Source organism: Haloterrigena turkmenica DSM 5511, from assembly GCF_000025325.1.
GTDB classification, from domain to species: domain Archaea; phylum Halobacteriota; class Halobacteria; order Halobacteriales; family Natrialbaceae; genus Haloterrigena; species Haloterrigena turkmenica.
The window spans coordinates 24,195-37,721 of the sequence record NC_013747.1 but is presented as its reverse complement, the minus strand read 5'-3'; the positions used below and the strand labels follow the sequence as shown (position 1 = coordinate 37,721).

At 62.1% G+C, this 13,527-nt stretch carries 15 protein-coding genes; 9 read left to right on the top strand and 6 right to left on the bottom strand.

The genetic code is table 11. The annotated features are described in order from the left end of the window. Positions 1–38: 38 nt before the first annotated feature. The 6 genes from HTUR_RS24240 to HTUR_RS24215 all read left to right on the top strand — a co-directional run bounded on the left by HTUR_RS24240 (position 39) and on the right by HTUR_RS24215 (position 7,091). The gene (locus HTUR_RS24240) at positions 39–434 is read left to right on the top strand and encodes a hypothetical protein (RefSeq protein WP_012946011.1); all 396 of its coding nucleotides are present in this window, start codon (positions 39–41) and stop codon (positions 432–434) included. Between the two features lie 156 nt (positions 435–590). Then, entirely contained in the window at positions 591–1,766 is a 1,176-nt protein-coding gene (locus tag HTUR_RS24235; RefSeq protein ID WP_012946010.1) for a DegT/DnrJ/EryC1/StrS family aminotransferase, read from the top strand. Positions 1,767–1,963: 197 nt separating this feature from the next. Then, positions 1,964–3,343: an NAD-dependent epimerase/dehydratase family protein gene (locus HTUR_RS24230; protein WP_012946009.1), complete on the top strand. Its 1,380-nt coding sequence runs from the start codon at positions 1,964–1,966 to the stop codon at positions 3,341–3,343. Positions 3,344–3,470: 127 nt separating this feature from the next. Next, positions 3,471–4,772, top strand: a complete 1,302-nt coding sequence (locus tag HTUR_RS24225) for a dicarboxylate/amino acid:cation symporter (protein WP_012946008.1) — start codon at positions 3,471–3,473, stop codon at positions 4,770–4,772. Between the two features lie 189 nt (positions 4,773–4,961). Beyond that, positions 4,962–5,837, top strand: coding sequence for an alpha/beta fold hydrolase (locus HTUR_RS24220; protein ID WP_012946007.1), 876 nt, complete (start codon positions 4,962–4,964; stop codon positions 5,835–5,837). A 426-nt stretch (positions 5,838–6,263) separates the two neighbouring features. Then, positions 6,264–7,091, top strand: coding sequence for a class I SAM-dependent methyltransferase (locus tag HTUR_RS24215; RefSeq protein ID WP_012946006.1), 828 nt, complete (start codon positions 6,264–6,266; stop codon positions 7,089–7,091). A gap of 179 nt (positions 7,092–7,270) precedes the next feature. Here HTUR_RS24215 and HTUR_RS24210 read toward each other — a convergent pair whose 3' ends face one another. Together HTUR_RS24210 and HTUR_RS24205 are read right to left on the bottom strand one after the other, a co-directional pair. Further along, positions 7,271–7,597 (bottom strand): chorismate mutase, encoded by a 327-nt coding sequence (locus HTUR_RS24210; protein WP_012946005.1) that lies wholly within the window; start codon positions 7,595–7,597, stop codon positions 7,271–7,273. Further along, a complete protein-coding gene (locus tag HTUR_RS24205) occupies positions 7,594–8,466 on the bottom strand; it encodes a shikimate kinase (RefSeq protein WP_049942143.1) in 873 nt (290 codons plus the stop codon). The genes HTUR_RS24210 and HTUR_RS24205 overlap by 4 nt, the downstream gene beginning before the upstream one ends. 177 nt (positions 8,467–8,643) lie before the next feature. Here HTUR_RS24205 and HTUR_RS24200 point away from each other — a divergent pair, with 177 nt between their 5' ends. Both HTUR_RS24200 and HTUR_RS24195 read left to right on the top strand, forming a co-directional pair. Then, a complete protein-coding gene (locus tag HTUR_RS24200; RefSeq protein ID WP_012946003.1) occupies positions 8,644–9,162 on the top strand; it encodes a DUF5796 family protein in 519 nt (172 codons plus the stop codon). Between the two features lie 3 nt (positions 9,163–9,165). Further along, the gene (locus HTUR_RS24195; RefSeq protein ID WP_012946002.1) at positions 9,166–9,411 is read left to right on the top strand and encodes a DUF7508 domain-containing protein; all 246 of its coding nucleotides are present in this window, start codon (positions 9,166–9,168) and stop codon (positions 9,409–9,411) included. A gap of 280 nt (positions 9,412–9,691) precedes the next feature. Here HTUR_RS24195 and HTUR_RS24190 read toward each other — a convergent pair whose 3' ends face one another. Then, a complete protein-coding gene (locus HTUR_RS24190; protein ID WP_148225489.1) occupies positions 9,692–10,111 on the bottom strand; it encodes a hypothetical protein in 420 nt (139 codons plus the stop codon). Positions 10,112–11,006: 895 nt separating this feature from the next. Here HTUR_RS24190 and HTUR_RS24185 point away from each other — a divergent pair. Further along, complete coding sequence (locus HTUR_RS24185; RefSeq protein WP_012945999.1) at positions 11,007–11,516, top strand: hypothetical protein; 510 nt, start codon at positions 11,007–11,009, stop codon at positions 11,514–11,516. Between the two features lie 225 nt (positions 11,517–11,741). Here the strand turns inward: HTUR_RS24185 and HTUR_RS28515 are convergent, their stop codons facing one another. The 3 genes from HTUR_RS28515 to HTUR_RS24170 all read right to left on the bottom strand — a co-directional run bounded on the left by HTUR_RS28515 (position 11,742) and on the right by HTUR_RS24170 (position 13,499). Beyond that, complete coding sequence (locus HTUR_RS28515) at positions 11,742–11,876, bottom strand: DUF7128 family protein (protein WP_008895538.1); 135 nt, start codon at positions 11,874–11,876, stop codon at positions 11,742–11,744. 106 nt (positions 11,877–11,982) lie between these two features. Next, on the bottom strand, positions 11,983–12,504 hold the full coding sequence (locus HTUR_RS24175) for an SHOCT domain-containing protein (RefSeq protein WP_012945998.1): 522 nt from the start codon (positions 12,502–12,504) through the stop codon (positions 11,983–11,985). Between the two features lie 86 nt (positions 12,505–12,590). Next, positions 12,591–13,499, bottom strand: a complete 909-nt coding sequence (locus HTUR_RS24170) for a ribonucleotide-diphosphate reductase subunit beta (protein ID WP_012945997.1) — start codon at positions 13,497–13,499, stop codon at positions 12,591–12,593. Positions 13,500–13,527 lie beyond the last annotated feature (28 nt).

The window sequence follows — 13,527 nt, the reverse complement described above, 5'->3', positions numbered from 1 at the left end:
TCCACAGATTCTTTGGACCGCCGCTCGAGGAATCCGATATGCACTATCTCGTCGGAACGACGTCCGTCCACACGGCGGCAGCGATCTGTGACTACCTCGACGAGCGGGCGACGGCCGACGACACCGTCTCGGTCGTCGCCGTCGCGCCAGCCGACGACGCGACGGCCCGTCGGGACGCACGGGAGGCGCTGAACGTCGCTCCCGTCAGACTGGCGACTGTCGGGGAGGTCCGGACGGAGCTCCGCGAGGACGATGACGGGGACGACCCGGCTGCGGTCCTGCTCGAGGAAGCGGCGACCGCCGAGGCCGACGAACTCCTGATCACGCCGCGCGAGGTGGCCGCAGACAGTTCCTCGGGCGTCGGAACGACCGCTCGCGCGCTCCTCGAGGAGTCATCGCTACCCGTCGTCGTCGTTCCGGCACCCGAACTGTAACGCACAGAGCGAACGCGAGCGACGGTCGTGACGCCGGAACGCGGATCGGCGTCCGCAGCCGTTCGCTTCGTTTGACTCTCATAACTCTCGAAACGAGTGCCTTCGCCGCGGTAGCGGACGGCTACTTAATCCATTCTTCCGTGAATCGGGCACGTAATGAGCGACGAGATTCCGCTATTCGAAATCCCGTGGGACGAAACCGACGTGACTAACGCCGTCGATTCGCTCACTCGAGGCTCGTACTGGGCAAACGGGCCGTACATCGAGGAGTTCGAGCGCGGCCTCGAGGAGTATCTCGGCATCGAGCACGCGATCACGGTCAACTCCGGGACGACGGCCCTGGTCGCCGCGCTGACGGCCCACGGGATCGGCGAGGGCGACGAGGTGATCGTGCCCTCGTTTACGTTCATCGCGACGGCGAACGCCGTCCGACTCGTCGGCGCACGGCCGGTATTCGCCGACATCGAGCGGGAGACGTACGGGATCGATCCGGAACACGCCGCGACGCTGATAACCGACGATACGGCCGCGATCGTCCCCGTCCATCCGTACGGCGCCCCCAGCGAGATCGGACTGCTCGAGGATATCGCCGCCGACGCGGATCTGACGCTGATCGAGGACGCCGCTGAGGCGTTCGGCTCCGATTACCGCGGTCGAACGCTGGGAACGATCGGCGACTCCGCCGCGCTGAGCTTCTGTCAGAACAAGATCCTGCCGACCGGGGAGGGCGGAGCCGTCGTCACCGACGACGACGACGTCGCTCGTCGACTCGACCGGTTTCGCTCACACGGTCGTGCCTCGGACGACTACTTCGACTCGAGCGACAGCGGCGAGTACGTCAGCCTGGGAACGAACGTCCGAATGTCGGACCTCGTCGCGAGCATCGGCTGTTCGCAACTCGAGAGGGTCGAAGACCACATCGCGGACCGGCGGCGCGTCGCAACGCGCCTCTCGGAGGGACTCGCGGACGTCGACGGCGTCGAACCACACACGGCGGCCGGCCGCGGCCGACACGTCTACCAGCTCTACACCGTTACCCTCGCGGAAAGCATCGATCGAGACGTCGTTATCGACACGTTATCGTCCCGGAATATCGCGTCGAAGATCTACTGGGAGCCGGCCGCTCATCTGACGCGGAGCTACCGCGACGAGTACGGCTACCAACGGGGTTCGCTCCCCATCACGGAGGAAATCGGGGGACGCGTCCTCTCGTTACCGATGCATCCGGAACTCGCCGCGGACCAGATCGACCGTATCACGTCGGCCGTCGAAGCCGGCGTCGAACGCGGGCGGGAAGTCGGGACGGTGGATCGGCCCAATCCGACGAACTGACCACTTCTGGGCGCTGTTTCGAGGCGACGACCGTCTTGAGACGAGGACACTGAGCGGACGCGGCGCTCGTTCGAGACCGACTGACTGTCTAGAAAACCGATCCATAACAAAGGGGAACAATCCGGTCTGGATGAGTAGGCCGCGCTGACGTCGGTGCGAGACCGCGGACGCTGCGGCAGTTGGGGTCAAAGTCACCTATGAGATGGCCAGTTACAGCCGATGCAGGGACGTCGATCCGGACGGCGATCGCGCGGATCGACCGCTCCGAGTACAGAGGTATCGTTGTCGTCGACGACGACGACCGACTTGTCGGAACGGCGACGGTCGATCGACTCAGAGGAGCCCTCCGCGACGGCGCCGCGCCCGACGCACCGGTTGCGACTGCCGTCGACGAGGAGCCGACCGTCGTCGATGAAGACGGGACCGTCATCGACGTCACGACCGCCGAGCACTTCGACGGATCCGCGGCCGACGCCGAACCGACGGCTACCGGCGTCGAGCGGGTGCTCGTCGTCGGCGGCGCGGGATACCTCGGCTCCGTCCTCTGTCGACAGCTCCTCGACGACGGGTTCGACGTCCGCGTCCTCGATCCGCTGTTTTACGGCGACGCCGGGGTCGCCGAGCTTACCGACGACGATCGGTTTACGCTCTACCAGGGTGACGCGCGATCGGTCGACGCGGTCCTCGAGGCGATCGACGGCGTCGACGCGGTCGTTCACCTCGGCGGGATCGTCGGCGATCCGGCCTCTGAAATCGACCCCGAGAAGACCCTCGAGTACAACCTCCACTCGACGCAGCTTCTGGCGTCGCTGTGCAAGTACCACGGCATCACGCGGTTTATCTTCGCCTCGACCTGTAGCGTCTACGGCCGCTCCGACGGCGACGCCGGACGGCTCGCCGAGGACGACGCTCGCAACCCCGTCTCGCTGTACGCCCGGCTGAAGATCCAGTCCGAACGCGTGCTCCGGGAGTTCGCGGACGAGCACTTCGCCCCGACGATCCTTCGGATGGCGACGGTCTACGGCCGGTCGCCGCGGATGCGGTTCGACCTCGTCGGAAACATCCTCCCTGTGAAAGCCTACTCGGAAGGTGTCGTCCCCGTCTTCGGCGGCGACCAGTATCGGCCGAACGTCCACGTCGCCGACGCCGCTCGCGCGTACGTCGAGTGTCTCACGGCGCCGATCGAGGACGTCGGCGACACCGTCTTCAACGTCGGCTCGAACGAGCAGAACTATCGGATCGACGAACTCGCGACCATCGTCGAGGACTGTTTCCCCGACGCGTCGATCGAATACCACGACGAACTGACCGATGAGCGGAGCTACCGCGTCGCGTTCGACAGGATCCGATCGGTGCTGGACTTCGAGCCGGAGCGAACGGTCCGCGATCACTGTCTCGAGTTACGAGAGGCGTTCGAAGCCGGGCTGTACGAGGAGTATACGGCCACCAGGTACAACAACTACGAAACGCTCGATCAGGCCCCGAGCTTCGAAAACACGACGGCCGTTCTCGAGTCCGTCGACGACGAGCCGACGACCGAGCGCCCGCACGAAAAACTCCCCTCCGGAGAAGTGTAGTCCGATCGAAGTGGCTCCAGCCACCGGCTGCGAACTGTCCTAATAGCTGTTGAGTGGACCCTCCCCTATACGCCCGGATGTTGCGTGGTGAACCGTTTCACACGATAGTGTCTAAAAAGTATGGACAATGGTAACAAAATCCATCCGTCGGGGCTGGAACCGGTATCGTTCGGTACCAATCGTCTACCGCATCGGCGCAGCGTTCGTCCTCGGGTCGGTAGTCGGCCTCGTCGTCGGCGAACCGGCGACCGTGCTCGAGCCGCTCGGCGAGCTGTTCGTTCGATTGCTGAGCATGATCGTCGTCCCCATCATCATCTTCACGCTGTTGATGGGGATCAAGCAACTCTCTCCGACGTCGCTCGGCAAGATCGGCGGGCAGGTCGTCGCGATCTACATGCTCACCACGGTGATCGCGATCACGATCGGGCTAACCGTCGCGAACCTCATCGACCCCGGGGCGGGCCTGACGTTGTCGAACGCGGAGTTCGAAGCCGAAGAGGCGCCGAGCTTCGGCGAGGTCTTTCTCGGAATCGTCCCGGAGAACCCCATCGACGCGATGGCGTCCGGCGATATCCTGGCGACGATTTTCTTCGTGATCGTCTTCGGACTCGCGCTCGTTCTCCTCCGCGAACGCACCACCGACGAGAGCGTCAGAAACGGCGTCGAGACGTTCTTCGATCTCGCCGAAGCGGGCTCGGAGGCGCTGTTCACGCTCGTCTGGGGGATCATGGAGTACGGCGTGCTCGGCATCTTCGCGCTCATGGCCGTCGCGTTCGCCGAGGCCGGCGTCGACGTCTTCACCACCTTCGCGATGCTGGCGCTGACGCTGGTCCTCGGCGTCGCGATCCACATCACCGTCGTCTACCTCGGCGTGATGATCCTGCTGTTGACCCGGCAGTCGCCGATCGCTTTCCTCGCCGGAATCAAGGACGCGCTAGTGACGGCGCTGAGCATCAGCTCCTCGAGTGCGACGCTGCCGGTGTCGATGTCGAACGCCGACGAGAACCTCCACGTTAACGAGGGAATCTACAGCTTTTCGCTCCCGCTGGGCGCGACGATCAACATGGACGGAACGAGCATGTACCTGGGTATCGTCGCCGTCTTCGCCGCGAACGTCGTCGGCGCCTCGTTGACGCTCGTCGAACAACTCACCGTCGTCTCGATCGCCGTCCTCGCGGGGATCGGAACCGCGGGCGTCCCGAGTGCGGGCCTGATCCTGATGACGCTCGTCCTGACACAGGTCGGACTCCCCGTCGAGGTCGTCGGCTTCATCGCCGGGATCGATCCGCTGCTCGACCGTCTGCGAACGATGACCAACGTCACCGGCGACCTGGCCGTCGCGACGCTCGTCGGTCATCTGAACGGCGGGGTCGACTTCTCGAGTGGCTCGTGGAGTAGCGAGACGGGGCCGGTACCGAGTGACGATTAGCGGCGACGCTCGCTCCTCGAGATCGGATCTATCGTCACACCCGAGACGGCGTCTAAAAACGGTCTCTCAACTACCGATTCTCCCGCTGCTCGACTCAAGCGGGTCGTGCCTCCTGTTCAGACCGTGGCGATTTTTCACAAGATGACTCTATGTGATTACGTCTCTTAGAGGAATGAGGGTGAACCACCCATGGCAGAAGCAACGCCACCAGACACGGGAGAGGAGATGGAAACAGTCACGTCCGCAGACGGGACTGAGATTGCCTTCGAACGGACGGGGAGCGGGCCACCGCTCGTGCTCGTTCACGGAAGTGTCTGTGACCACAGGTTCTGGGAGTTATCCGACGTCCGTGCCACCTTCGCGGACCACTGCACGGTCTATGCGATGGATTGTCGTGGTGTCGGTGAGAGCGGCGACGTCGCCGAGCGAAGCTCGGCTGGCCAACCGGAAGCATCCGCTTCCGGTGACGCCGACGAGTATGATCTGGAACGGGAGTTCGAGGACGTGGCTACGGTCGTTGAGGCGATCGACGAACCTGTAACTCTCCTTGGGCACTCATCGGGAGCACTCTTATCGCTTGAAGCGGCCCTGCGAACCGATAACCTACATAAACTCATCCTGTACGAGCCACCCATTACGTTCGACGATTACGAACTCGACTCCGATGAGGTGCTCGCGGAAATGGAACGGCTGCTGGACGACGGTGAAAACGAACAGGTGCTCGTTCTGTTCCTGCAAGAGATCGCCCAATCCACGCCGAAGGAAATCGACGCGCAACGCTCGGCCCCGGACTGGCAGGACCTCGTGGACGCGGCACATGTCTGGCCCCGCAGCTTATCAGCGGTCGGCGAGTACGAGTTCGATGCAGCCCGGTTCGCCGACATGACGACGCCGACGTTGCTGTTGTCCGGCAGCGAGAGCCCTCCGTTCTTGAAAGATGCGACGGGCCCGATTCACGACGCGCTCCCGAACAGCCGGATCAGTACCTTCGATGGGCACGCACACGAGGCGATGCTCACCGCGACAGACCGCTTCACGGAAGAAGTACTCGCATTCATCCGGTGAGAGAACTAACGACCTGCGATTGGTCACTCTATCATTTCCAGCGTCCCTTCAATACGCAGTCGTACGTGACGGCTGATTCATATATTCAACTCCGGATAGAGATAGTGATCTGTGCTGAGTTCATCCTCTGTATGCAGCACGCGACTCCCATCAGCTGAAGATTTAACGACGCTGATTCTCGTGACGCAGCGACCAGGTAGCGATTCCCGCAAATAGACGGACCCGTGAGCGGATGCCCTCGAATATTTCGTCAGTTGCCGCGAGGTCATTTTTGAATTCAGCGCCCGAGACGGCTATGGAACTAGTGAGATCCACCATGCTATCTGCTGAAATCAGCTCGTCTACCGTACTCAACCTATGAAAATCACCGTCTTCACACTAGCTATTTCATATCCAGTGCCGAGGTAGTTGACACGTGGTCACAGCATGGCTAAACGAGAACGCGAAACGGCTGGATGGCAACTTGAACAGAGTGCCCCTGAAGCATACGAGCGGTATCTCGTTCCCGCCATGTTCGCGCCGTGGGCCGAGCGACTTATCGACGAAGTCGACTTAGAGAGCGATGACAGGGTTCTGGACGTGGGTTGTGGCACCGGCATCGTGGCACGACGTGTTGCCGACCGAGTAGGTGGCGCGGGAACCGTGGTGGGTCTGGACATCAATGAGAAGATGTTGGAAGTCGCCGAGACGACCGCTGCGGAGAGCCGACTGGAGGTCGAATGGCGACACGGAGACGCAACCGATCTTCCGTTTTCCGACGGAACCTTCGATGTCGTCCTTTGTCAACAGGCGCTCCAGTTCGTTACTGAACCCCCAACCGCGTTTCAGGAAATGCACCGCGTGTTGAGTCCGGGCGGGCGCATCGCGGTGAGCGTCTGGCGTCCGCTTGAGTACAATCCCGGATACGTCAAACTCGCCAAAGCGCTAGAGAGCCACGTCGGTGACGACGCCGAGGCAATGATGCGCTCGCCGTTCCCTGAATGGAACGGGGACGACCTCGGTACTCTCGCACGGGACGCGGGGTTCGATAAATGGTCGCTCACCATCGAAATCGGCTCAATGCGCTATCCCTCGGTAGAGGAGTTCGTTCGCCGAGAGGCGGCTAGCTCACCGCTATCGGAGCCACTCGGAAACGTCGAATCGGAAGTCCGAGAAACTCTGGTTGAAGAAGTCAGGAGTGCGCTGGAGGATTACACCGACGATGAAGGTGTCGTCTTTCCGATGGAATCGTATTTCCTTGTCACACAGCAGTGAATCAAATTATAGAGTCTGCAACTATTCGTCTCTGGCGAACTAACTGAACAGCGACCAGAGGAAACCCGATCACTAATCAAGCGGTAGATGCACTCATATACGCGTTTAGCGCGATCTCTGATCTCTTTGGTGAACTTGTTCAGGTAGCTGGAATCCGTGACGCGACCTACCGGAACGAACTACCGGTTCTCTCGCTGTTCGACCTTGTTCAGTTCGATGAGCAGTCGGAAGATCGCCTTCACGAGGTTGGCGTCGACGTCGAACTGTTCGGCGTTCTCGCCGGCCCGCTCCATCACCTGCTGTTCCTGTTTCTCGTCGGTTGTCGGCAGGCCCTGTTCGTCTTTGACCTGGGCGATGGTGTCGGCGACGTAGGTGCGCTGGGCGATCAACTCGACGATCTCGCGGTCGATCGTCTGGATCTCCTCGCGCAGTTCGTCGAGGCTCATCTCGTCAGGGATTCGGTTCTCTGTCCCACCGTCCGTGGCTGTCTCGGAGTTGCGAGTCATGTCGTTTGTGTTCCGTCCGTTCGCGTCGTCAGTAATCGTGTCGTTCCGTCTCGGTCGTCCCACCGGTCTCGGACCGCCTCGAGCGTCGATCGCTCGCCGACGGCGACGTAGCTCGGTCCCGTCCCCGACAGCGAGACGCCCGCAACGTCGGGCATGACGTCGACCATCGGTCCCGTCGGGAACTCGAGGGCGGCCGAGAAGGCGAAGCCGTTGACGGTCATGGCCTCGCCGTAGCGACCGTCGAGAGCGAGTTCCGCGACGAGGTCGGCCATCGGCGCGACGCGCTCGCAGGCCGAGATATCGGCATCGGCGCTGAAGGACTGCTCGGGTGGCGTGTAGACGAGCGCGTCCCAGTCGACCGTCTCTCGGGCGAGCAGTTCGTCGGTCGTGTTGTCGGTGACGGTGACGCCGCCGAGCATGCTCGCGCTGGCGTCGTCGAAGGCGCCCGTCGCGGTGACGCCGGCGTCGCGGGCCGCGCGGACGCCCAGGCGACAGGCGTCGATCCGGTCGACCGTGTCGGCGATCTCGAGGGCGTCGAGCGTCGCGAGCACGGTCGCGTTCGCCGCGGCGCTGGAACTCTTCAGCCCCGCGGCCATCGGCACCTCGCTGTCCGTTCGAACTCGAGCGCCGACGGTCGATGCGTCAAGGCCCGCCGCGTCGGCGTGCTCGGCGAGCGTCATCGCGACGCAGCGCTTGATGAGCGTCGTGTCGGCGTCGGGCTGCCCGGTGATTTCGGCGTCGATCTCGCCGTCATCGGTGAGTTCGACGGTAGCTGTCGTCTCGAGGTCGATCGCAAACGCCGAGCCGGTCCCGGTCGCAAGCGCGTTGAGAACCGTTCCGGCTGCTGGGGCGACGGCGCGGCCGTCCATGGGCATACTCTCTCAGACCGCGTACTTACGGCTGACGGTTCGTCGGATCTGCGGGCTCCCGCCGCCTCGAGGTCACGGACGCGGTCGTTCCGACGAGAGCCATCGGCCCGCGTCTCGCAGCAACGGATCGACGACGGAACCGACCGCTTTTCCGGGATCCGCCCGAACGAGCGACCAATGAGCGCGCGCAACAACGTCGCACCCAGCACGATTGCCGTCGACTTCGTCGAGGGCGGCGTCGTCGTCGAATATCTCGACGGTCGGGACGTCTTCTATCACGGTCCACCGAAACCCGTCGAGGGAGCGATCACGACGCCGCCGGGGAAGGAAGTGCACGTCCTCGTGACCGACCCCGACGGCGTCGAGGGCGTCATGACCTACGTCAACGACCGCAACACCCACGACGACATCCTCGAGTCGACCGGCGTCGGCCGCGTGATGCTCGAGCGCGACGACGAGGAGGAGCTGTTCCCCGGCGTCACCGTCGCCACGGAGGGCTACTCGATCCGCGTCGAGGCCGACCTCTCGGCGGTCGACGGCCGCGTGTTCGTCTTCGCCGAGGACGAGATGAGCGAACACGCCTACGAACTCGTCGAACACGTCGACTCGAGCGACGGAGACGTGGACGGAAACGACGGTACGGATACTACCGACGCCGAGACCGATGATAACGGCTCCGGCACGAACTGGGGCTAAGCGATGCCGCTACAGAAACCCTGGCGGGACCTCAACCGGGACGCGGTCTCGAGCGCGCCCGATCGGCCCGGCGTCTACGAGTTCGGCGACGGGTCGGGGACGGTCCAGGCGGTCGACCACGGCGTCCTCCGCGACGAACTCAAGACGGCACTGGCCTACGGCGACGCCGACCGCGTGCGGTGGACCGAAACCCACACGCTCGAGCAAGCCCGCGAACTCGCTGCCGACCATCGCGACCGACTCGAGTAACGGAGCGTTCGGTATCGGGCGCGCTGTGAGATGCTCCTCGTTCTCGTTCGATGACGGCTTTTCTCCGGGACTGATCCACATTGGCAGAACTTTCCGGAGTCTGAACGACTCTCCGTCGGGTCAACAGCTGTTAGTACGAGTCGGCACGCTCGTCGCTACCCATCGAAACGGTGCGGACGTTAATATCCGGTAAAAGAGAAACGAGATCTCCTCAATAGCGAGGAGTCCTGTTAGAGAGCGTCATCCATCGATTCTAATCGTCCCCCACCTCTTTCTGCTTTTAGTAGTCTCCGTGTTTCTTGTGGCCCTTACCGCGTTTCTTCTTCTTCTTGTGACCCTTGCCTTTACCGCGTTTCTTCTTCTTCTTGTGACCCTTGCCTTTACCGCGTTTCTTCTTCTTCTTGTGACCCTTGCCCTTACCGCGCTTCTTCTTCTTCTTCTTCTTCTTCTTGTGACCCTTGCCTTTACCGCGCTTCTTCTTCGGCTTGTGGCCCTTCTTTTTGCCTCTCCCCCTCTTGCTGGCCTTTTTATTACCGCGCTCCCCGCTTTGCTTCGATTTGTGACCGGGCGGCGTTTTCTTTTCGTAGTCGTCCTTTCCACTTGCCGAAGCGGCGCCGGTGAATCCGATCGCGGCGAGACTCGCCGTCCCCACGGTTCGGAGGATACCCCGGCGGTCGCTGGTTTTCTTGTCTTCAGTCATTGTCATTCTCGGGCGAGTTCCGCCCGTCAGAGGCCACTTTGAGGATCTGTATTAACGGCTACAATCGTTACAACCGTCGGCTACAACTGTTACAATCGTTTCAAGATATCAATTCTACATACTAACTATTCCCGATTGGGTGAATAAATCCGGGAAGATTCGATGAAATTTAACGACGTTTATTCATTCTAGGGAAAGTAACTTGATCTCGGTAATTAGACACGGGCCCAGACACGAGCGATCGTCGAAGGCGGCAAACCGCGTCGTAACCGGGCCGATAATTTCGATCGGTGGGAAGGGCCGATTTATGGTTCCCTCCATACTGGTTCAGTTGCAGTTCGTTACTAGCGAGACGTTTCGATATAGCGCTCGAGGGCAACTGAGACGGCTGAGTTGATTTCGGACGGAACGCTACGTTCAGCGTGCGCGGTACTGAGGTAAACGATCGGTAGCACCGTTTCAGCGGCCGATGTCGCGTATTTGTTCCGGCCGCAGTGACGAGTGGCGGCTCGCTGAGTATTCCGCTACGTGATTAGCGAGGAAAACGTATCGCGTGAGTACCAGTAGTCTGGATCAGACACGCGTAAAAGTGCGTTCACTGGGCCCCGTGTTGGATCGCCGTGATTCCGGTTTTCGGGTCAGCGGTACTACGTGTGCTATCTGGTGATTGTTCTCAGCGCCTACCTCCGAGCGACTGCTCTCGAGAATCGGGAGCCGGGATAACCGTTTGCCGTTTCAACCGCTACTATTCGTAACCAATCGCGGGTTACCTCATAGCGACACATTTCCACTTTTGATAACGGTATCCCATCAGATCAATACAGTTCCATTTCTGGCAACGTTATCCCATAGGGGAAGAGTACTCTCAACACGTTCGAGCGCTATCGTAGGTGTGATGGTACCCCAGCCCGAGGACATCCCCCACGTAACCAACGGGCGTGCGCTGACGACGGACCGCGACAGACGGCACCTCGCCCGCGCCGGTGATGCGGACGACAGCGACCACTATCAGGCCGTCTCGAGGGTTCGCCGACGGATCCGCGAGAACATCGACGAAGACGTCGAGCTGCTCCAAGAGTACAATCCGCGTCTGCTCGAGGAGCTACAGGGCATTGTCTGTGAACCGACGGAAGACGACGGTCCGTTAGACGAGGCCATCGAGCACATGATCGACGCCCTCGAGAGCGTAAACCGCGTTCGCAGTCGGCAGTACGAGGCCGGAACACAGGACGACCGAGATCGGTCGGTCGACAGCGACGAAGACGATGATGACGACGGGGGCCAATCCGGAACCGAGGACGTTCGGCTCGAGACGGCACTGGATCACATCGACGCCGCCCGACGAGCGCTCGTCGCCGAGACCGAGGAATCGATATCCGAGGCCGAACGGGACCCGGACCAGTGAAAGCACGCCTGCACCCCGTGCAGGCGGCACGCATCAGGTACCGGCTCCGCGCCTCCGGCCGTTCTCGCTCTTCGTTCGTCACCGCTCTCCGTTCGTCGCCATCGAGCTCGAGCTGCAGTCATCTCCACAATAACACGTGTGCCGCTGAACGACCTATTCCAGACTCTCGGGTTCAAATCACACGTTCGACTCGAGTGACCGCCATCGAGCGTCGACGCCGGTCGCTTACTGGATGTACGACGGGTCGGAGTCGTCGCAGTGGTTCTCGTGTTCGGTGGCGTCCGACTTCTCGTCGAACAGCAGCCCGCAGGTCTCGCACTCCCACCAAGTCGCGTCGTCGCGCTCCGTCTGGAGTACCATACGGGAGGAGTCACCGCGAACGACAAAATGCGTTTCTCCGAATTCGGTCGGGCGGCGGCTGATTCTCCCGCGCCGAGAGACGAGCGTCTCGTCGACGGGATGCGAATCAGTTTCGATGCTCGTCGGCGTCGATTTCGATGCTCGTGTGGGTTCCCGACCGCGACTGCGCGTCCGCGGCGTCGTCGTCGTCCAGCAGTCGCTGCATCTCGCGCTCGAACTCCGCCTCGCTGATGTCGCCCGCGACGTACTGCTCTTTGAGTTCCTGTCTGCGATCCTCGGTCGTCGGCTCGACTCGCTCCGAGACGTCGAACTGCCGCAGGATCGGGTACTCTCGCTCGAGGCGCTCGACGATCGACACCAGTCGATCGCTTCGAGGGAGCGATTTGTCCCGGAGCACGGAGACGACCGTCGCGGCCAGAAACACGAGCGCGAGTAGCCCGAGAACGAGACCGATCACGACCCACTCAGCGGCCGCCCCGAGCATCGCCAGCAGGAGGACCTCCTCGCTGTAGGTCGCGCCCCCGGAAAGCACAGAGAGCGCGTCGAAGAGTGCCATCAATCCGACGCCGACCAGTAGAATCCCGCTGACGACGAAGCCGCCAAAGTACAGCCAGTGACGAGAGCCCATGGCGGATACTTCGCGGCGAACCGAATTAAGAATACAGGATCGACCAACCGAGCCAGTTCACCGATCGAACGCCGTTACCGGCGGCGTTAGGCGTCGAGTTCGGTCAGTTCTTCGACGTCCGGAATCTTCGCGCTCGCGGTCGTGATCTGTCGCATGCGCTGTTCGTGTTTGGTATACGCGTACTCGGCGAGGTCCGACGGGCTCGGACCGGGCCCTTCCTCGGTGCTGGCCCCGCCCTCTCCGGCGAGGCTGTCCTGGACGAGCGGCACCAGTTCGTCGACCGTGTCACGGAGCACGTCGGGGTCGACCTCGCCGTCGATCACGAGCGACTTGAGCTGGGCCATCCCGAAGCCGACGTGGCGCCCCTCGTCGCTGCGGACCAGTTTGAGCCCCTCGACCAGCCCCGGTAGATCGGGAAGATCGGGCTCTTGCTCCCCGTAGGCGAGGGTCAGCCCGTAGTAGCCCGTCTGCGCGAGGATGCCCTCGATCGTTAGGTGGTAGTGACAGTGGGCCTTCGCGCGGTTTTTGGGCGTGTCCTCCTCGAGCAGCTGGACCATCGCCCGCTCGTTGCGCTCGAACAGCTCGTCGTAGGGTTCGTTGAACCACTTCTCGTCGGCCGGCGACGATAGCTCCTGGCCGCGGCGCTCCTCCTCCGCGTGGATCACCTCCCGCCAGTAGCGGTCGAAGAAGTCGGTGTGTTTCGACTCCTCGTAGAGCTGGGTCGTGATGAACAGCTGGTCCTCGATGTCCTCGAGGACGACCGCCAGCGGCGCCAGATCCTCGGTTACCGACTCTTCGCCGGCGCCGAACAGCGCCAGCGACTGTTTCAGCCCCTCGAACGCCGGGTCCGGAAGGTCGGTGGCGCCCTCACGGTCCGCCTCGAGATCGATCTCGTGGGGATCCCAGTGCTTCTCGACGGCGTTCCGGTAGTAACGATGGGAACGCGTCGACGAATCAAGTCGCATCCCGGGCTGTGTCTCGCGTGACATTTCCATACGAGTGTACGCTCGGAATTCCGATGAG